General features: G+C 66.0%; 20 protein-coding genes and 1 other RNA gene. 17 read left to right on the top strand and 4 right to left on the bottom strand.

The annotated features are described in order from the left end of the window. Positions 1–105: 105 nt before the first annotated feature. Entirely contained in the window at positions 106–483 is a 378-nt protein-coding gene (locus tag FHY04_RS01630) for a DUF4174 domain-containing protein (RefSeq protein WP_183935175.1), read from the top strand. Positions 484–582: 99 nt separating this feature from the next. Beyond that, positions 583–1938: a glutathione-disulfide reductase gene (gorA, locus tag FHY04_RS01625; RefSeq protein WP_183935174.1), complete on the top strand. Its 1356-nt coding sequence runs from the start codon at positions 583–585 to the stop codon at positions 1936–1938. Positions 1939–1941: 3 nt separating this feature from the next. Here the strand turns inward: gorA and FHY04_RS01620 are convergent, their stop codons facing one another. Further along, the gene (locus FHY04_RS01620) at positions 1942–2724 is read right to left on the bottom strand and encodes a crotonase/enoyl-CoA hydratase family protein (RefSeq protein ID WP_183935173.1); all 783 of its coding nucleotides are present in this window, start codon (positions 2722–2724) and stop codon (positions 1942–1944) included. Between the two features lie 98 nt (positions 2725–2822). Here FHY04_RS01620 and FHY04_RS01615 point away from each other — a divergent pair, with 98 nt between their 5' ends. Together FHY04_RS01615 and FHY04_RS01610 are read left to right on the top strand one after the other, a co-directional pair. Beyond that, on the top strand, positions 2823–3245 hold the full coding sequence (locus tag FHY04_RS01615) for a PaaI family thioesterase (RefSeq protein WP_031440034.1): 423 nt from the start codon (positions 2823–2825) through the stop codon (positions 3243–3245). Next, entirely contained in the window at positions 3239–3640 is a 402-nt protein-coding gene (locus FHY04_RS01610) for a PaaI family thioesterase (protein WP_031440033.1), read from the top strand. The genes FHY04_RS01615 and FHY04_RS01610 overlap by 7 nt, the downstream gene beginning before the upstream one ends. Before the next feature lie 41 nt (positions 3641–3681). Here the strand turns inward: FHY04_RS01610 and FHY04_RS01605 are convergent, their stop codons facing one another. Beyond that, entirely contained in the window at positions 3682–4806 is a 1125-nt protein-coding gene (locus FHY04_RS01605; RefSeq protein ID WP_183935448.1) for a PQQ-dependent sugar dehydrogenase, read from the bottom strand. Between the two features lie 179 nt (positions 4807–4985). Between FHY04_RS01605 and rimP the strand changes: the two genes are divergently transcribed. The 11 genes from rimP (at position 4986) to FHY04_RS01550 (ending at position 17263) form a co-directional block, all read left to right on the top strand. After that, positions 4986–5579 carry a ribosome maturation protein RimP gene (gene rimP / locus FHY04_RS01600; protein ID WP_037529486.1) on the top strand — a complete coding sequence of 198 codons (594 nt, stop codon included), beginning with the start codon at positions 4986–4988 and terminating at the stop codon, positions 5577–5579. Beyond that, positions 5579–7306 (top strand): transcription termination factor NusA, encoded by a 1728-nt coding sequence (nusA, locus tag FHY04_RS01595; RefSeq protein ID WP_183935172.1) that lies wholly within the window; start codon positions 5579–5581, stop codon positions 7304–7306. The genes rimP and nusA overlap by 1 nt, the downstream gene beginning before the upstream one ends. Then, positions 7306–7545: a 4-oxalocrotonate tautomerase family protein gene (locus FHY04_RS01590; protein WP_031392998.1), complete on the top strand. Its 240-nt coding sequence runs from the start codon at positions 7306–7308 to the stop codon at positions 7543–7545. Before nusA ends, FHY04_RS01590 begins: the two co-directional genes overlap by 1 nt. A 124-nt stretch (positions 7546–7669) precedes the next feature. Then, complete coding sequence (locus FHY04_RS01585; RefSeq protein WP_183935171.1) at positions 7670–8428, top strand: DUF448 domain-containing protein; 759 nt, start codon at positions 7670–7672, stop codon at positions 8426–8428. Beyond that, the gene (infB, locus tag FHY04_RS01580) at positions 8425–11274 is read left to right on the top strand and encodes a translation initiation factor IF-2 (protein WP_183935170.1); all 2850 of its coding nucleotides are present in this window, start codon (positions 8425–8427) and stop codon (positions 11272–11274) included. Before FHY04_RS01585 ends, infB begins: the two co-directional genes overlap by 4 nt. Positions 11275–11391: 117 nt before the next feature. Beyond that, complete coding sequence (rbfA, locus tag FHY04_RS01575) at positions 11392–11781, top strand: 30S ribosome-binding factor RbfA (RefSeq protein WP_031396110.1); 390 nt, start codon at positions 11392–11394, stop codon at positions 11779–11781. A gap of 33 nt (positions 11782–11814) precedes the next feature. Further along, positions 11815–12390: a thymidine kinase gene (locus FHY04_RS01570; RefSeq protein WP_183935169.1), complete on the top strand. Its 576-nt coding sequence runs from the start codon at positions 11815–11817 to the stop codon at positions 12388–12390. Positions 12391–12518: 128 nt separating this feature from the next. Beyond that, positions 12519–13427: a tRNA pseudouridine(55) synthase TruB gene (truB, locus tag FHY04_RS01565; RefSeq protein ID WP_183935168.1), complete on the top strand. Its 909-nt coding sequence runs from the start codon at positions 12519–12521 to the stop codon at positions 13425–13427. Between the two features lie 21 nt (positions 13428–13448). Beyond that, on the top strand, positions 13449–13718 hold the full coding sequence (gene rpsO, locus FHY04_RS01560; protein WP_031394369.1) for a 30S ribosomal protein S15: 270 nt from the start codon (positions 13449–13451) through the stop codon (positions 13716–13718). 194 nt (positions 13719–13912) lie between these two features. Continuing rightward, entirely contained in the window at positions 13913–16333 is a 2421-nt protein-coding gene (gene pnp, locus FHY04_RS01555) for a polyribonucleotide nucleotidyltransferase (RefSeq protein ID WP_056405276.1), read from the top strand. Between the two features lie 213 nt (positions 16334–16546). After that, positions 16547–17263 carry a hypothetical protein gene (locus tag FHY04_RS01550; RefSeq protein ID WP_183935167.1) on the top strand — a complete coding sequence of 239 codons (717 nt, stop codon included), beginning with the start codon at positions 16547–16549 and terminating at the stop codon, positions 17261–17263. A 67-nt stretch (positions 17264–17330) separates the two neighbouring features. Here FHY04_RS01550 and ssrA read toward each other — a convergent pair. After that, positions 17331–17686, bottom strand: a transfer-messenger RNA (tmRNA) gene (gene ssrA, locus FHY04_RS01545). Positions 17687–17746: 60 nt separating this feature from the next. Between ssrA and FHY04_RS01540 the strand changes: the two genes are divergently transcribed. After that, complete coding sequence (locus FHY04_RS01540) at positions 17747–18178, top strand: Rrf2 family transcriptional regulator (RefSeq protein ID WP_031394858.1); 432 nt, start codon at positions 17747–17749, stop codon at positions 18176–18178. Positions 18179–18214: 36 nt separating this feature from the next. On the opposite strand, the gene mscL is transcribed toward FHY04_RS01540, so the two are convergent. Continuing rightward, the gene (mscL, locus tag FHY04_RS01535; protein ID WP_031394859.1) at positions 18215–18685 is read right to left on the bottom strand and encodes a large conductance mechanosensitive channel protein MscL; all 471 of its coding nucleotides are present in this window, start codon (positions 18683–18685) and stop codon (positions 18215–18217) included. Between the two features lie 104 nt (positions 18686–18789). On the opposite strand from mscL, the gene FHY04_RS01530 reads away from it, so the two are divergent. Beyond that, positions 18790–19389: a LemA family protein gene (locus FHY04_RS01530; RefSeq protein WP_031394860.1), complete on the top strand. Its 600-nt coding sequence runs from the start codon at positions 18790–18792 to the stop codon at positions 19387–19389. Positions 19390–19393 lie beyond the last annotated feature (4 nt).

Genomic DNA, 19393 nt, shown 5'->3' with positions numbered 1-19393 from the left:
TTGGGAAGGCCGTGTTTTAGCCACCGCGGTTCACCCAACTGGGCCCCGGCCTTCGCCGGGGTGATAGAACAGGGAGCGCGAGCGAACCTCCCGCGTTACATCTTTATGCCCATCCTCCTTGCCGCCGCCCTAGCTGCCTCCCCTACCCTCGCGCAGATGCGCTGGGAGCGTCGCGTGTTGATCGTCGCGGCCCCCTCCCCGCAGGACCCGGAACTCGCCGAGCAGCGCCGCATCCTTGGCAACTGGAGCGCGAAGGGCGACGAGCGCGACCTCACCATCGTCGAGGTCGTCGGCGACCAAGTCCGCGGCGCCGGCGACACCGCCCCCGCGCTGCGCCGCAGATTCCGCCTGCCCGCCACCTTCACCGCGATCCTGATCGGCAAGGACGGCGGCGTGAAACTGCGCACCGCACACCCCTTCCCAACCGCCATGCTGGAAAAGACGATCGACGCGATGCCGATGCGCAGGGCGGGTCGGCGATAGAGCCAGCCGATTACCCTGATCGCCGCACCGGTCTTGTCCGCGCATCCCCCCTGCCCCAGATGGCATCCAAAGCCGCAGCGCGACGTACAAGGATAGCCCGTGACCGATACCCAATTCGACTATGACCTCTTCGTCATCGGCGCCGGCTCGGGCGGCACGCGTGCATCGCGCGTTGCCGCTGCGCACGGTGCGCGCGTCGCGGTCGCCGAGGAATATCGCGTCGGCGGCACCTGCGTCATCCGTGGCTGCGTGCCGAAGAAGCTGCTGATCTACGGCGCGCATTTCGCCGAGGATCTGAAGGACGCCAAGCGCTTCGGCTGGCAGGTGCCCGACGACTGCGCGTTCAGCTGGCCGACGCTGCGCGACAACGTCATGGAGGAGGTCGATCGGATCAACGGCGCCTACACCCAGACGCTCGAGAACAACCATGTCGACATCATCCACCAGCGCGCGGTCGTCTCTGCCCCCAACGAAGTCACGCTCGCCGACGGCAGCAAGAAGACCGCGGCGAAGATCCTGATCGCGGTCGGCGCGCACCCGCTGGTGCCGGACTGCCCCGGTGCCGAGCACGGCATCACCTCGAACGAGGTGTTCCATCTCGACGACGTGCCGAAGCGCGTGCTGATCGCTGGCGCAGGCTATATCGCCAATGAATTCGCCGGCATCTTCCATCAGTTCGGCGCGCACGTCACGCTGATCAACCGCACCGACGTGATCCTGCGCGGCTATGACGAATCGATCCGCGACCGGCTGCTCCAGATCTCGATGAGCAAGGGCATCGACTTCCGCTTCAACGCGGCGTTCCAGGGAATCGACAAGGGCGAGGACGGTTGCCTGACCGTGCACACCAGCGGGCACGAGCCGATCGTCGTCGATCTCGTCCTGTTCGCGACCGGCCGCCTGCCGAACACCAAGGGCCTTGGGCTCGAGACGGCCGGGGTCGAACTCGACGCGGCGGGCGCGGTGGTCGTCGACGAGGACAACCGGTCGAGCTGCGACAGCATCTTCGCGGTCGGTGACGTCACCAACCGCATCCAGCTGACCCCGGTCGCGATCCGCGAGGGACAGGCGTTCGCCGACACGTTCTTCGGCAACAAGCCGACCCGCGTCGACTACGCGAACGTCCCCGCCGCGGTGTTCAGCCACCCGCCAATGGCCGGCGTCGGCATGACCGAATCGCAGGCCAAGCAGGCACTGGGCTCGGTGAAGGTCTACACCTCGGACTTCCGGCCGATGAAGAACGTACTGGCGGGGCGCAACGAGCGCTCGCTCTACAAGATGATCTGCGACGGCGAGACCGACCGCGTCGTCGGCATTCACATGATCGGCCCCGACTGCCCCGAGATCCTGCAATCCGCCGCGGTGGCGGTGAAGGCGGGGCTCAGCAAGGCCGATTTCGACGCGACTGTCGCGCTGCACCCGACGATGGCGGAAGAGCTCGTCCTGATGAAGTAGCGCCTAGTCGACGAACACCGCCGCGCGCTTTTCGAGATTGGCGCGGACCTGTTCGATCTGATTGGGCTTGCGCATCACCTGCCCCTGCGCGTCGCTTTCGGCACGCAGGATCGCCGCCGAGTCCGCATCGGCGGCGAGCGTGTAGAGCGCCTTCGACCCCCGGATCGCCTGCGGATTCTTCGCGGCGATCGCACGGGCCATCGTCATCGCGGCGGCATGGGGATCGTCGTCGAGCCGCGTAACAAAGCCGTGATGCAGCGCCTCCGCCCCGTCGAACTCGCGCGCGGTGTAAGTCAATTCGCGCAGCACGTCGTCGCGCGCCAGAGTCCGCCACAGCGCGATCCCCGCCATGTCGGGTACCAGCCCCCAATGCGTCTCGCGGATCGCGAACCGCGCCTGCGGGTGGGCGATGCGGATATCCGCGCCCGACATGATCTGGAACCCGCCGCCGAACGCGACGCCGTGGACCGCGGCGATCACCGGCATCGGCAGGGTGCGCCAGCCCCAGGCGACCTGCTGCACCAAATTGGCATCGCCATACGCCCGATCGTCGAGCGAAAGCCCCGACCCGCCGCCCGCCATCGACGCCATGTCGAGCCCCGCGCAGAACGCCCGGCCCTCGCCCGACAGCACGACGACGCGCACCTCGGCCATCCCCGCCAACCGCTCGATCGCAGCGGCGATCCCCTCGAACATCGCCGGATCGATCGCGTTCATCTTGTCCGCGCGGTTGAGGCGGACATCGGCGATCCCGTCCGCGACGGCGATGGTGACCCGGTCGTTCATGGCGATCCTCTCTCATGATCTCGTTGCGCCCGATGCTAGCCCCGCCCCGCATGTGCGGCAATGTTGCGTGGCGGTCGCTGGCGTGTAGAGGTCGGGGCATGGATGGCTTCGACGCAGAGCGGTTTACACGACATGGGTTCGGCGGGCACGGCGCCGCGCTCGGGATGCGCTATCATGCGCATGGCGCGGACTGGGCGGAGCTCGCGCTGCCCTATGACGAAAAGCTGATCGGCGATCCGGCCAGCGGCGTGATCGCGTCGGGGCCGATCATCACGATGATGGACATGGCCGCCAGCATCGCGATCTGGATCCGCCGCGCGGCGTTCGTGCCGCATGCGACACTCGACCTGCGCGTCGATTATCTGCGCCCGGCGACGCCCGGCAAGACGGTGATCGGGCGCGGCGAATGCTACCGGATCACCCGGTCGATCGCGTTCGTCCGCGGCCAGGCGCATGACGGCGATCCCGCCGATCCGCTTGCGCATGTCGCGGGCACGTTCATGGTGCTCGGGTCATGGTGAGCACGCTGCCACCCTATGCCGCAACGCTGGGCGTCGAGATCGAACGCGACGCGGAGGGTCGGCCGGTGCTGCTGATGCCGTTCGGCGACGACGTGATCGGCCGCCCCGGATTCCTCCACGGCGGCGCGATATCGGGGCTGCTCGAGGTCGCGGCAATCGCCGCGCTCTACCATGCGATCGAGACCGAGGGGCCCGAGGACGCCAGCGTGCGGATCAAGCCGGTGACCGTCACCGTCGATTTCATGCGGGGCGGCCGCGACAAGCCGACGCGCGCGGCGGGCGTGGTCACCCGGCTCGGCACGCGCGTTGCCAATGTCGAGGCGACCGCGTGGCAGGACGACCGCGACAAGCCGATCGCGGCCGCGAGGATGAATTACCTGATCGTTCGCGACTGACCCCGCCCGCCCCCCGCCCGCGGGCGGGAGGCGGCACAGCCTTACCGCGCCGTCAGCTTGATCAGCCGTCCCTGCGATTCGCCGCCGTCTTCCAGCACCCAGATCGCGCCGTCGGGGCCCTGTTCCACTTCGCGAATACGCGCGCTCATGTCCCACTGGTCGCCCTTGGCGGCCTTGGTGCCGTTCAGGTCGACGCGGACGAGTGATTTCGACGACAGCCCGCCGATGAACGCATCGCCCTTCCACTGCGGGAACATGCTGCCCGAATAGATCATCAGCCCGCCGGGTGAGATCACCGGATTCCACGACACCTTGGGCGCCGCATAGCCGTCGCCGGGCTTGTGGTCGGGAATGTCGCGCCCGTCATAATGGCTGCCGTTCGACGCGTTGGGCCAGCCGTAATTCTGGCCGGGCGTGATCAGATTGACCTCGTCGCCGCCCTTCGGCCCCATCTCCTGTTCCCAGAGATTGCCCTGCGCGTCGAATGCGATGCCGAGCAGGTTGCGGTGGCCGTAGCTCCAGATCTCGGGTGCAAAGCCCTTGCCCGCGAGCGGATTGCCAGGCGCGGGCTTGCCGTCGAGCGTCAGGCGAAGGACCTTGCCAAGCGTGACCTTGGGATCCTGCGCCGGGGTGAATTTCTGGCGGTCGCCATTGGTGAAGAACAGATATTTGCCGTCGGGCGAAAACGCGATGCGACCCGAATAATGGCCGTTGCCTTCGACGAATGGCCGCGCGCTGAAGACCACCTCGATCTCGCCGAGCCGCTCGCCCCCACCACCGTCAGGCCGCAACCGACCTCGCGCGAGGACTACCCCCTTGCCGCCCGCACCCGCCGATGAATAGCTGAAATACACGCGCTGGCTCGTCGCGAAGTCGGGTGCGAGGACGACGTCCATCAACCCGCCCTGCCCTGCCGAATCGACCGTGATCGTCGCGACCGTCTGACGCTGTTTTCCATCGGCCGAGACGAGCAGCATGCCGCCAGCCTTCTCCGTCACCAGCATCCGCCCGTCGGGCAGCACCGTCATCGCCCAGGGTGACTCGAAATCGGCGACGACCGTTCCGCTGAACGGCTTTTCCCCCGCTGCGGGCTGTGCGGAACAGGCGGCCGCGGCGAGCAAAGTGGCGGATATCAGGCCGGTGGCGGCCAATGTGCGACGGATCATGATCTTCTCCCGGAAATCCTTGCGCCAACGCGGCGTGACGAACGAAGGTTGCTCCCGCTTGCGAAGCGTTGTCATCGCGGGTATGGAGATCCTACTTTCTCTACATCGCCAGATGAAGAGGCTGCGGGGTTCGCTCCGCGGCGCTGATCACCTGTGCTTTGGCCCTGTTTGGAATTGCGATGGCGAATATCGCCCTGTTGACCGAATTGATCGAACCCGAAGCCAAGGCGCTCGGGCTCAGCCTCGTGCGCGTGCGCATGCAGGGCGGCAAGTCCGATCCCACGCTGCAGGTGATGGCCGAGCGGCCCGACACCCGCCAGCTCGTGATCGAGGATTGCGCCGAGCTGTCGCGCCGCATCTCGGACAAGTTCGATGCGCTCGAAGCGGAGGGCAAGGACCCGGTCGGCGAGGACGCCTATCGTCTCGAGGTGTCGAGCCCCGGTATCGATCGCCCGCTGACCCGGCTCCAGGACTTTGCCGACTGGGAGGGCCAGGAGGCGCGTATCCGCCTCGTCGAGCCGTTCGAGGATCGCAAGCAGATCTCGGGCAACCTGATGGGCGTCGAGGGAACCAAGATCACCGTCGACGTGAACAAGCACAAGATCATGACGATCGACTTCGCCCAGGTGGCCGACGCCAAGCTCGTCATGACCGACCGACTCATCGCCGCGACCGCGCCGCTTTCGACCGAAGGCGCGGACGAGGTTTTCTATCAAGATACGTCCGATGAGCCTGATGCTCGCGGCGTCGAGACCGAAGAAGGACAGCATTGATGGCCACGGCAGTCACCGCAAACCGCGCGGAACTGATCGCGATCGCGAATTCGGTCGCGTCGGAGAAGATGATCGACAAGGCGATCGTGATCGAGGCGATGGAGGACGCGATCCAGCGCGCCGCCCGCTCGCGCTACGGCGCCGAGAACGACATCCGCGCCAAACTCGACCCGAACACCGGCGATCTGCGCTTGTGGCGCGTCGTCGAAGTGGTCGAGGCGGTCGACGACTATTTCAAGCAGGTCGACGTCAAGGGCGCGCAGAAGCTCCAGAAGGACGCGGCACTCGGTGACTTCATCGTCGACCCGCTGCCCCCGATCGAGTTCGGCCGCATCGCCGCACAGGCCGCCAAGCAGGTCATCTTCCAGAAGGTCCGCGACGCCGAGCGCGAGCGCCAGTTCGAAGAGTATAAGGACCGCGCGGGCGAGATCATCACCGGCGTCGTCAAGCGCGTCGAGTTCGGCCATGTAGTCGTCGACCTCGGCCGCGCCGAGGGCGTCATCCGCCGCGACGCGCAGATCCCGCGCGAAGTGGTGCGCGTCAACGACCGCATCCGCTCGCTGATCCTGAACGTCCGCCGCGAGAACCGCGGGCCCCAGATCTTCCTCAGCCGCGCGCACCCCGACTTCATGAAGAAGCTGTTCGCGCAGGAAGTCCCCGAAATCTACGACGGCATCATCGAGATCAAGGCCGCGGCCCGCGATCCCGGTTCGCGCGCGAAGATCGGCGTCATCAGCCATGATTCGTCGATCGATCCGGTCGGCGCGTGCGTCGGCATGAAGGGGTCGCGAGTTCAGGCCGTCGTGCAGGAAATGCAGGGCGAGAAGATCGACATCATCCCCTGGTCGCCCGACATTGCGACCTTCGTCGTCAACGCACTGCAGCCGGCTTCGGTCAGCCGCGTCGTGATCGACGAAGAGGAAGAGCGCATCGAGGTGGTCGTTCCCGATGACCAGCTTTCGCTGGCGATCGGCCGTCGTGGCCAGAACGTCCGCCTCGCGTCGCAGTTGACCGGCAAGGCGATCGACATCCTGACCGAGGCCGATGCCTCCGAGAAGCGCCAGAAGGACTTTGTCGAGCGCTCGGCAATGTTCGAGAAGGAGCTCGACGTCGACGAGACGCTCGCGCAGTTGCTGGTCGCCGAAGGGTTCACCAGCCTCGAGGAGGTCGCCTATGTCGAGGTCGAGGAGATCGCCGGCATCGAGGGCTTCGACGAGGATCTGGCGGGCGAGTTGCAGAACCGCGCGACCGAGGCGCTCGAGCGTCGCGACGCGGCCAGCCGCGAAGAGCGCACCGCGCTCGGCGTGGAGGACGCGCTGATCGACATGCCGTATCTGAACGAGGCGATGCTCGTCACGCTCGGCAAGGCGGGCATCAAGACGCTCGACGATCTTGCGGATCTCGCGACCGACGAGCTGGTCGAGAAGAAGCGCGCCGAACCGCGCCGCCGCAACGACGATGCCCCCAAGCGTCCCGAGCCCAAGGGCGGGATTCTCGCCGAATATGGTCTCAGCGACGAACAGGGCAACGAGATCATCATGGCCGCGCGCGCGCACTGGTTCGAGGACGAAGCCCCCGAGGCGGACGCGGACGAGACTCCGGTGGAAGCGGCTTCGGCTGAGGACATTGCGGCCGAGGACACTGCAGCGGACACTGCGGCGGATGACGTCGTGGCGGATGACGCTGCGGACACGACCGACGCGAAGAGCGAGGACGACAAGGCCTGATGCCGTTCGTCAGCATCCGCATTTCGGGGTCCGCCACCAAGGACCAGAAGGCCGGCATCGTCGCCGACGTCACCCAGTCGCTCGTCGAGCGGCTGGGCAAGAACCCGGCTGCGGTACAGATCGTGATCGAAGAGGTTTCGACCGAGAATTACGGCGCGGGCGGCCAGCTGCTGGTCGACCGCGACGCCCCGAAGACGACTCCGGCGCAGGAGGACGCACATGCGGAACCCTCCCGATGAGGCGCTAGGCGCTACCGACGACCTTCCTTCCTCCCCTCCCGCAAGCGGGAGAGGACCGAAGGGTGGGCGCCCGGCCTCGGCTAAGAACAAGGGTGCAGGTGGGCGCGAGCCCAACCCATCCCGCATGCGCGAGGGGGATGAAGACGCCCCCATCCGCAAGTGCATCCTGTCGGGCGAGCGCGATGTTCGGCCACATCTGGTGCGCCTCGCGCTGGCCCCCGATGGCCAGATTCATCCCGACGTGCGCGCCAAGGCTCCTGGCCGTGGCGCGTGGATCGGGGTGACGCGAATCGAACTCGAAGCGGCGATCAAGAAGGGCAAGCTCAAGGGCGCGCTCGCTCGGGCGTTCAAGACTGGCGAATTTACCATCGCACCCGAGCTTCCCGCGGTGATCGAATCCGCGCTGGAGCGCAACGCGCTCGACCGGCTCGGGCTCGAATCGCGCTCGGGCACCGTGCTGATCGGTTCGGACCGGATCGAGCAGAATGCGCGCCAGGGCAAGCTGAAGGCGCTGTATCATGCGTCCGACGCGGCCGAGGACGGCAACCGCAAGCTCGACCAGGCGTGGCGCATCGGCAACGATGTCGAAGGCTCGGGTCTGCGGGGGTTGGCACTGCCTGCGTCACGTACCATATTGGCATTGGCGCTGGGGCGGGAGAATGTGGTACACATTGGCCTGACTGACCGCGCTGCAGCAAAGCGGGTGAGCGAAGCGCTCGACCGTTGGCTGCATTTTATCGGCCCCGAACCTTCTCCCGTGTCTTGCGAAACGGCCTCGCAGGGCGCATCGGCGTCTCAACAAAACGGGACGTCACCCATAACAGGGGCGTCCGGATCGACCGGACACAGCCCGGCCGTGGACATGACTGAGGAATTTGAGTGAGCGACACGGACAACGAGAAGCCGAAACTTGGCATGCGCGCACCTTTGGGTGTGAAGCGCACGGTCGAGACCGGCCAGGTGAAGCAGAGCTTCAGCCACGGCCGATCGAATACGGTGATCGTGGAAACCAAGCGTGCGCGCGTCCTGCGCCGTCCGGGCGAGCCCGACGGTCCGGTCGCCGATGCGCCGGTTGCCGCGCCCGCGCCGGTTGCGGCCCCCGCACCGGCTCCGCAGGCGCGTGCGCCGCAGCCCGCCCCCGCACCGGTACGCCAGCAGGCACCGAGCAACCTGTCGCCGCAGGAGCGGCAGGCCAAGCTTCTCCGCGAGGCGGAAGAGCAGCGGATGAACACGCTCGAAGAGGGGCGTCGTCGCCAGGAAGCCGAGCGCGCCAAGGCCGCCGAGGACGAGCGCAACCGCATCGCCGAACGCGCGCGTGCCGAGGCGGAAGCCAAGGCTGCACCTGCGCCGAAGCCCGTCGAGGCGCCTGCGCCCGCACCTGCACCGGCACCCGTCGTCGAAGCAGCGCCGGTCGTAGCGCCGACGCCTGCTGCCGCGCCGGTTGAAGCCCCCGTTGCGGCGGCCCCTGCCCCCGCTGCGGCCCCGGCACCCGCACTGACTCCGACGCCAGCTCCGGTAGCGGCGCCAGCACCGGCCCCCAAGCCGGCGCCCGCGCCCGTCGCACCGCCGGCCCCGCCGCCGATTCTCGAATTGTCGCGCGATCCGTCGATGCCGGCACCCCGCCGGTTCTCGCCAGTCGCCCGTCCCGAGCGTCCTCCGCCGCCGCCGAAGCCCGTTCCGGCACCTGCGCCTGCAGCGCCGGCGGCGACCGCCAATGCCGGCACGACCGCAGCGCGCCCCGGCGCAACCGGTGCCAACGCGCCGGCTGGTGGCGTCCGTCGCGACGCGCCCCCGGCACGGCCGCAGCAGCGTGACCGCAAGGGCGATGATCGTCGCACCTCGGGCAAGCTGACCGTCAACCGTGCCCTCGGTGATGGCGATGGCGCCCGCGCCCGTTCGCTCGCCGCGCTCAAGCGTGCGCGTGAGAAGGAGCGTCGTGGCACCGGTGGTCCGCGCGAGCCGCAGGCCAAGCAGGTCCGCGACGTGGTCGTCCCCGAGGCGATCACCGTGCAGGAACTGGCCATCCGTATGGCCGAGAAGGGTGCCGACCTCGTCAAGGCGCTGTTCAAGATGGGCATGCCCGTCACGATGACGCAGACGATCGATCAGGATACGGCCGAGCTGCTCGTTACCGAATTCGGTCACAACCTGACGCGCGTCAGCGATGTCGACCAGGATCTGGCGAACGACACGATCGACGATGCCGAGGAGACTCTGCGTCCGCGTGCCCCGGTCGTCACGATCATGGGTCACGTCGATCACGGCAAGACGTCGCTGCTCGATGCCCTGCGCGGCACTGACGTGGTGCGCGGCGAAGCGGGTGGCATCACCCAGCATATCGGCGCGTATCAAGTTACGCTGAAGGACAAGTCGAAGATCACCTTCCTCGACACGCCGGGCCATGAGGCGTTCACGCAGATGCGTGCGCGCGGTGCGGATGTCACCGATATCGTCATCCTGGTGGTGGCGGCGGACGACGGCCTGATGCCGCAGACGGTGGAGGCGATCGCCCACACCAAGGCAGCAGGCGTGCCGATGATCGTCGCGATCAACAAGATCGACAAGGAAGGCGCCAATGCCCAGAAGGTGCGCGAGCGCCTGCTGAGCGAGGAGATCGTGGTCGAGGACATGGGCGGCGACGTCCAGGACGTCGAAGTCTCCGCGACCAAGAAGATCGGTCTCGACACGTTGATCGAGAAGATCCAGCTCCAGGCCGAACTGCTCGAACTGCGCGCCAATCCGGATCGCGCGGCCGAGGGTACGGTGATCGAGGCCAAGCTCGACAAGGGTCGTGGCCCGGTCGCGACGATCCTCGTCAATCGTGGTACGCTCAAGGTTGGCGACATCTTCGTGGTCGGCGGCGAGAGCGGCAAGGTCCGTGCGCTGGTCGACGACAAGGGCAAGCAGATCAAGGAAGCGGGTCCGGCAATGCCGGTCGAGGTCCTCGGTCTGTCGGGCGTGCCGTCGGCGGGTGATCCGTTCCAGGTCGTCGAGAACGAGGCGCGGGCCCGCGAAGTCGCGGAATATCGTCGCAGCGTGAAGACCGACAAGCGGACGGCATCGGTTCCGGCCAGCCTCGAGAGCATGTTCTCGGCGCTGAAGGAAAAGCAGGCGATCGAATATCCGCTGGTCGTGAAGGCCGATACGCAGGGTACCGTCGAGGCGATCGTCGGGGCGATCAACAAGATCTCCACCGACCTGATCAAGGCGCGCGTGCTGAGCTCGGGCGTCGGTGGTATCACCGAGTCGGACGTCACGTTGGCGGCGGCATCGGGTGCACCGATCATCGGCTTCAACGTTCGTCCGAACGCCAAGGCACGCGAGATCGCCGAGCGCCAGAAGGTCGCGTTCAAATATTATGACGTGATCTACGACCTGATCGACGAGATCCGGGCGGGCATGGCCGGCGAGCTTGGGCCTGAAGCGTTCGAGACGGTCGTCGGTCGTGCCGATATCCGCGAGGTCTTCTCGGCGGGCAAGCATGGCAAGGCGGCGGGTCTGCTCGTTACCGAGGGCAATATCCGCAAGGCGCTCAAGGCACGTATCACGCGCAACGACGTCATCATCTACCAGGGCGAAATCGCATCGCTGCGTCGCTTCAAGGATGATGTCGCCGAAGTCCGCGCCGGGCTGGAGTGTGGCGTGACGTTCACGTCGAACTTCGTCGACATCAAGGCCGGCGACGTCCTCGAGACGTTCGAAGTCGAGATGCGCGACCGCACGCTGTAATACTGAAGCCCTCTCCCCCTCGGGGAGAGGGTTGGGTGAGGGGCAGTACCGGGCGGTAACGCTTGCGGCCGCCCCTCACCCCCACCCTCTCCCCGGAGGGGCGAGGGAGTTAGAAGAATGAAGACCGATACCCCAGAGATTAAAACCGTCCGCGCGCTGCGCGTGGGCGAACAGGCGCGTCACGCGCTCAGCGACATCCTCGCGCGCGGCGACGTGCATGATCCGGTGCTCGAGAAGCATCTCGTGACGATCACCGAGGTGCGCATGTCCCCGGACCTTCGCCACGCCACCGTCTTCGTGAAGCCATTGCTCGGCAAGGACGAGGAAAAGGTGTTGAAGGCGCTGCGGACGAACACCGCCTATCTTCAGCGCGAAGTCGCGACGCGTGTGCAGACGCGCTATGCCGCGAAGCTGAAATTCGTCGCCGACGAGAGCTTCGACGAGGGCACGCACATCGATACGTTGCTACGCGATCCGCATATCGCGCGTGACCTGTCCGAGGATTGACGCCGCCGCGCGACGCGTCTTTGGGTTGAGCCGATGGCCAAGCTGTATTTCTACTATGCGTCGATGAACGCAGGCAAGTCGACCAACCTGCTTCAGGCGGACTTCAACTACCGCGAGCGCGGGATGCGGACGATGCTGTTCACCGCCGCGATCGACGACCGATTTGCGGCGGGCACGATCACGTCGCGGATCGGGCTCGAGGCACCGGCGATCGCGTTCGACGCGGAAACCGATATCGGCGCATGCATCGCCCGGCAGCACGCCGAGGATGCTATCTCCTGCGTGCTCGTCGACGAAGCACAGTTCCTAACCGCATCCCAGGTCGACCAGTTGGCAGAGATCTGCGACGTGGTCGGCATCCCGGTGCTCGCCTACGGCTTGCGGACCGATTTCCAGGGTGCGCTGTTCCCCGGCTCCGCGCGGCTGCTGGCGCTGGCGGACTCGCTGGTCGAGATAAAGTCGGTGTGCATGTGCGGGCGCAAGGCGACGATGAACCTGCGCGTCGACGCGAACGGCCGCGCTATCGCCGAGGGGCAGCAGACCGAGATCGGCGGCAACGATCGCTATGTCGCACTGTGCCGCCGGCATTTTACCGAGGCTTTGGGCTAGTACCCCTCCCCCTGCCCGTTCGTGCTGAGCGAAGTCGAAGCACTTGCGCCCAATGTCCTTCGACTTCGCTCAGGACGAACGGACGGGACGGACGAGCCCCGCCCCCCCATATTCAAGGATCCTACGACATGCATGGCTGGATCATTCTCGACAAGCCGCTGGGCTTGGGCTCGACGCAGGGCGTATCCGCGGTGAAGCGCGCGCTGCGCAACGGCGGCTATGGCAAGTTCAAGGTCGGCCACGGCGGCACGCTCGATCCGCTGGCGACCGGCGTGCTGCCGATCGCGGTCGGCGAGGCGACCAAGCTTGCCGGCCGGATGCTCGACAGCGACAAGATCTATGATTTCACCATCATGTTCGGGGTCCAGACCGACACGCTCGACGCCGAGGGCGTGAGCATCGCCACCTCCGACGTGCGCCCGACGATGGCAGCGGTCGAGGCGGTTCTCGCGCAGTTCACCGGCCCCATCGCGCAGGTGCCGCCCGCCTATTCCGCGCTCAAGGTCGACGGCGAGCGCGCCTACGACCTCGCCCGCGCCGGGCAGGAGGTCGTGCTCGCAAGCCGCAACGTGACGATCCACGCGCTCACCCCCCACCCCACCCGTCTTTTGCATGACGAGGTCGGGGAGGAACTGGAGGCAGTCACCCTCACCGCGCATGTCTCCAAGGGCACCTATATCCGCTCCCTCGCACGCGACATCGCCTTGGCGCTCGGAACCGTCGGCCACGTCACCATGCTACGCCGCGTAAAGGCCGGTCCGTTCGACCTCTTATCGGCGATATCGCTGGACAAACTGGACGAACTCGCTAAGGCGTCCGCGCTTGAAGATGTACTACTGCCCTTGAGGGTGGCGCTGGACGACATCCCGGCTCTCTCCCTCACCCCCGACCAGGCAGGGGCGCTCCGACAGGGGCGTATCTTGGCCGGGATCGCCGCAGACGATGGCCAATACTTCGCCGAGCAGGACGCTGTCCCGGTCGCGCTGGTCGAGGTCGAGGACGGAGACGTCCGGGTCGTTCGCGGTTTCAATCTGTGATGTCGAAGGACTGAGAATTTCATGACGATTACCGCTGAACGCAAGACCGAGCTGGTCAAGATCCACGCACGCCAGGACGGCGACACGGGTTCGCCCGAAGTCCAGGTCGCGATCCTGACCGAGCGGATCAAGAACCTGACCGAGCACTTCAAGGGCCACAAGAAGGACAACCACTCGCGTCGTGGTCTCCTGATGATGGTCAATAAGCGCCGGTCGCTGCTGGATTATCTCCGTCACAAGGACGGCCAGCGCTATCTGGATCTGATCGCGAAGCTCGGTCTCCGCAAGTAAAACGAACGGCTCCCTTCGGGGGGCCGTTTTTGTATATACGACTTTGATTCCGCGCCATCGCGCGCGGAGGCAAACGCCAGGACGCAATTCGGTGGACTGGCAAGGAGCGACAATTCGCTCCACACCGCCGCGAGCCGGCTTAGCTCGCACATAGGCCCCGGTCGGCATCTGGCCGCCGGAGTGAAGGAAACGAAATGTTCGATACCAAAACCGTAAGCGCCCAGTGGGGCGGCAAGACGCTGACGCTCGAGACCGGCCGCGTGGCCCGTCAGGCAAACGGCGCCGTGCTCGCCACCCTCGGCGAGACCGTCGTTCTGTGCGCCGTCACGGCTGCACGGACCGTCAAGGAAGGGCAGGATTTCTTCCCGCTCACCGTCCATTACCAGGAGAAGTTCTCCGCAAGCGGCCGCATCCCCGGTGGCTTCTTCAAGCGTGAGCGCGGCGCGACCGAAAAGGAGACGCTGACCAGCCGTCTCATCGATCGCCCGATCCGTCCCCTGTTCCCAGAGGGTTTCTACAACGAAATCAACGTGATCTGCCAGGTTCTGTCGTATGACGGCGAGAACGAGCCGGACATCCTCGCGATGGTCGCGGCATCGGCTGCGCTGACCATCTCGGGCGTGCCGTTCATGGGCCCGATCGGCGCAGCGCGCGTCGGTTATGTCGATGGCGCGTACATCCTCAACCCGACGCTCGACGAAGCCAAGGCGGGTGATCTCGACCTCGTTGTCGCCGCCACCGGCCAGGCCGTGATGATGGTCGAGTCGGAAGCCAAGGAGCTCTCGGAAGAGATCATGCTCGGCGCGGTCCAGTTCGCGCACAAGGCATGCCGCGAAGCCGCCAACCTGATCATCGATCTGGCCGAGCAGGCTGCCAAGGATCCTTGGGAAATGGCCGAGCAGGCCGACCTGTCGACCGCCAAGGACAAGCTGAAGAAGCTGATCGGCAAGGACATTGCGGCCGCCTACAAGGTGACCGACAAGTCCAAGCGTTCGGACCTGCTGAACGCCGCACGCGCCAAGGGCAAGACCGCCTTTGCCGATGCGACCCCGCAGGACCAGATGGCAGCCGGCAAGCTGATGAAGAAGCTGGAGGCTGAGATCGTCCGCGGCGCCATCCTCAAGGACGGCACCCGCATCGACGGCCGCACCACCACGCAGATCCGTCCGATCGAAGCGATGGTCCACTTCCTCCCGCGGACGCACGGCTCGGCGCTGTTCACGCGTGGTGAGACCCAGTCGATCTGCACCACCACGCTCGGCACGCGCGACGCAGAGCAGATGATCGACGGCCTGAACGGTCTGTCGTACGAAAACTTCATGCTCCACTACAACTTCCCGCCCTACTCGGTCGGTGAAGTCGGTCGCTTCGGTGCGCCGGGTCGTCGCGAAGTCGGCCACGGCAAGCTTGCCTGGCGCGCGCTGCACCCGGTGCTGCCGTCGAAGGAAGAGTTCCCGTACACGATCCGCGTTCTGTCGGACATCACGGAGAGCAACGGCTCGTCGTCGATGGCGACGGTCTGCGGCGGTTCGCTGTCGATGATGGATGCAGGCGTTCCGCTGAAGCGTCCGGTGTCGGGCATCGCAATGGGGCTGATCCTCGAGGGCAAGAACTTCGCGGTTCTGTCGGACATCCTTGGCGACGAGGATCACCTCGGCGACATGGACTTCAAGGTCGCCGGCACGTCCGAGGGCATCACCACGATGCAGATGGACATCAAGATCGCCGGCATCACCGAGGAGATCATGGGCAAGGCGCTGGCACAGGCCAAGGAAGGCCGTGCGCACATCCTGGGCGAAATGGCCAAGGCGCTCGACCACACGCGTGAGGAGTTGTCGGCACACGCACCGCGTATCGAGACCTTCACGATCGAGAAGTCGAAGATCCGTGAAGTCATCGGCACCGGCGGCAAGGTGATCCGCGAGATCGTCGCGCAGACCGGCGCCAAGGTCGACATCGACGACGAGGGCGTGATCAAGGTGTCGTCGTCCGACCCCGCGCAGATCGAAGCCGCGATCAAGTGGATCAAGGGCCTCGTCGAGGAAGCCGAAGTCGGCAAGGTCTATGACGGCAAGGTCGTCAACCTCGTGGACTTCGGTGCGTTCGTGAACTTCATGGGTGGCAAGGACGGTCTCGTCCACGTGTCCGAAATCAAGAACGAGCGCGTCGAGAAGGTCTCCGATGCGCTGAGCGAAGGTCAGGAAGTCAAGGTCAAGGTCCTCGAGATCGATCCGCGCGGCAAGGTTCGCCTGTCGATGCGCGTCGTCGACCAGACGACCGGCGAAGAGCTGGAGGACACGCGTCCTGCCCGTGAGCCGCGCGAAGGCGGTGACCGTGGTCCGCGCGGTCCGCGTCGCGATGGCGATGGTGGTCGTGATGCCGGTAACGGCGGTGGCGGTCGTGGCCCGCGCGGCGAAGGCGGCGGCGGTGATCGTGGTCCCCGCGGCCCGCGTCGTGACGGCGATGGTGGTCGTGATGGCGGCAACGGCGGTGGCCGTGGCCCGCGTCGCGACGGCGGTGGTCAGGGCGGCGAGCGCGCTCCCCGCGCCGAGCGTTCGGACGGCGACAAGGCCCCCGAGTTCGCTCCGGCGTTCCTGACGGGCGATCGCGACTAAGCGATCTTGCCGACTGGCAACTAGCGAAAGGGGATCCGGGCAACCGGGTCCCCTTTTCGTGGCGATCACGATTGCGGAAGCCGGCGGCGCGATGCCGCGGGATCCGCGCTCGGCAATTTGTACGAGAATGACGGCCGGACACGCTGCTATCGGCTTGCAGCGTCCAGCGTGCATGCGCATTCTCGGCCAAGGCAGCAAAGATGCGGGGGCATCATGGCAACCTTGGCAACCAGCGTGTCGGCGATCACCGCCGAGCGGCGTTTCTATCTCATGCTGGCTGCGATCATCGCGGTCACCGTCTTCGCAGGGTTCGGGCTGGACCTGCAGCGGACGGACTGGAACATCGTCGGGCTTCCCGCCCAGGTCCATCTGCACGCTGCCGTCTTCTTCGGCTGGATCATCCTCTACGTTGCGCAGAACTGGCTGGTCGACCGGGGGTCGATCGCGATGCACCGGCGACTGGGCGTCGCAACCGCGTGTCTGGTCCCGGTCATGGTCGTGGTGGGCGTCGCGACGACGGTCATGGCCGTCCGGCTCAACCGCGTCCCGCCCTTCTTCACGCCGGGCCTTTTCCTCGCGCTCGACCTTCAGATCATCGGCTTTGCGATCCTGGCGGGCTGGGCGATCCAGCTGAGACACCGGTCCGACTGGCACAAGCGCCTGATGCTGTCCGCGACGATCCTGATCATGTCGCCGGCGCTGGGGCGCATCTTGCCGATGCCGCTCATGGGTCCGTCCGGGACCTGGGCGATATTCATCGCGACCATGGCCTATCTGGGCGCTGCGATGCTGTTCGATGCGCAACTGCGCGGGCGGGTGCACCTGGCCTATTGGTGGGGCGCGGGAATGCTGACCCTCGTCCAGCTGCTGATCGGGATCGTCGGGTTCAGCCCGCGGCTCGACAAGCTGGTCGCGCAACTTGCCGCCTGAGGGCGGGCGCGCGCTTGAGTATGATTTGAGTGGGGAGCTTCTGTTGCTCGGTGCCCCCCGTACCGCCGGTTTCCACTTCTGTTGCCCGGTGTGGCCCGAACCGCGCTTTCGTCGGTATAACTTAGGTCGTTAGACCGTCAGTTATGCGGCAATTGCGAGTGCTTCGTTATCGTTGGCACTTGTGTATGGGCCGTTGCGGTGGTCCCATTCCGAGCGAAACATAGCGTCGTTGAACACACGTCGATCCTAGTTCGACCCCGTCATCGTCCCCCTCTTGCGAAGAGGGCGGTGGTGGAGTCGCCGGGTACTGCCCCCGGGTCCGCTGTGTCTATGACACGCCACGGTTTATCGCCATAGTCACCAGGAGAGAATTCCCCCGATGACGCTTGTGATATAGAGCGGCGGTCGGCCGATTAAAAGCCCGTGATTTTGCCCTTTGCGGCCTTTCGCTCGCCACAAACCGCGTGCATAGAAATCTGTATTATGTTGACGCAGCGCTCTCGCTACGCGCTTCGCGCGATGATCTTCCTTGGCGGTGCCCCGGTCGGTGGTCCACCGATCCCGATGACCCGCATCGCGGCCGAGGCCAATGTCCCGCGCAAGTTTCTCGAGCTGATCCTTGCGGACCTGCGCGAGTCCGGCTTGCTGCACAGCCATCGCGGCAAGATGGGCGGCTATCGCCTGTCGCGCCCGAGCCACCTGATCTCGCTCGGCGAGATCATCCGGATCATCGAGGGCCCGCTCGCGCTGGTGCCCTGCGTCAGCCGCACGGCCTATCGGCCCTGCCTCGACTGCAAGAGCGAGGCGGACTGCGCGATCCGCTTTGCGATGATGCGCGTCCGCGACGAGACTGCGCGGATCCTCGACGGCACGAGCCTGGCGGATGCCAATGCCGAGGATCTGGCCGCAGCCTGATCTCCCCCTCCCAGCGCGGGAAGAGGGACAGGACGTTCAACCGCGCGCCTTGAGTTCGTCGCGGATCTCCCGCAGCAGCGCGATCTCGACCGGCTCGGGCGCCGGCGCGACCGGAGTCGCTTCTTCCTCACGCTTGAGCCGCGCGGTTTCACGCTCGATCAGCGCCGCCGCGCGGTTCACGACGCGCAGGATCATGAAGATGATGAAGGCGACGATCACGAAGTTGACGAGCTGCGTCGCGAACGCGCCATAGCCGAGCAACGGCACCCCCGCCTTCTTCAGCGCCGCATAGTCGCTGAGCGAACCGGCATAATTTGCGGGGACAGGCCCCATTCGCCAGAAATAGCTCGAAAAGTCGAGCCCGCCGAAAATTTTGCCGATCACCGGCATCAGCACGTCGTCGGTCAGCGAGGTGACGATCTTGCTGAACGCCGCCCCGATGATCACCGCAATAGCCAGATCGAGCACGTTGCCGCGCATGATGAACGCTTTGAATTCCTTGAGCATTTGCGCCCCCTTTTCCAGTCCCCCGCACGCTAGCCATCGATTTCGGTTTCGCCAAGCCGGTCCGCTGTCCTATGGGGGTGATACAGACCAGCAGGAGAGCCCCGATGTCGTCCTATGCCCAGATTCTTCGCGGATCCGCCGTCGTTGCGCTCGCGGCGACGCTTGGCGGCTGCGGGATCAACAGCATCCCGACCGCCGAGGAAAATGTGAAGGCGCGCTGGGCCGATGTCCAAAACGACTATCAGCGCCGCGCCGACCTGATCCCCAACCTCGTCGCGACGGTCAAGGCGGCCGGCGCGCAGGAAAAGAGCATTCTGGTCGAGGTGACCCAGGCGCGCGCCGCCGCGAGCACGGTGCAGGTCTCGGGCGACGACCTGACCGACCCTGCGAAGATCGAGCAGTTCTCGCGCGTGCAGGGTGCCGTCGGGCTGTCGCTGCAGCGACTGCAGGAGGCTTATCCCGAGCTCAAGAGCCAGGCCAATTACACCACGCTGATGAGCCAGCTCGAAGGCACCGAGAACCGCATCACGATCGCACGGCGCGACTATAACGGCGCGGTCCAGGCCTATAACACCAAGATCCGCACCTTTCCCGACGCGGTCGGCGCGAAGATCTTCTATGGTGCAAAGCCGATGGTGCCATTTGCCGCGACCACGCCGGGGGCCGAGACGGCACCGACGGTGAACTTCGGCAACGCGAGCTGATCGC

This window comes from Sphingomonas sp. BK481, assembly GCF_014194875.1.
In the GTDB taxonomy this organism is placed as follows: Bacteria; Pseudomonadota; Alphaproteobacteria; order Sphingomonadales; family Sphingomonadaceae; genus Sphingomonas; species Sphingomonas aerolata.
Note: the sequence above shows the minus strand (reverse complement) of the source record. Positions and strands in the feature narration are given on the sequence as shown.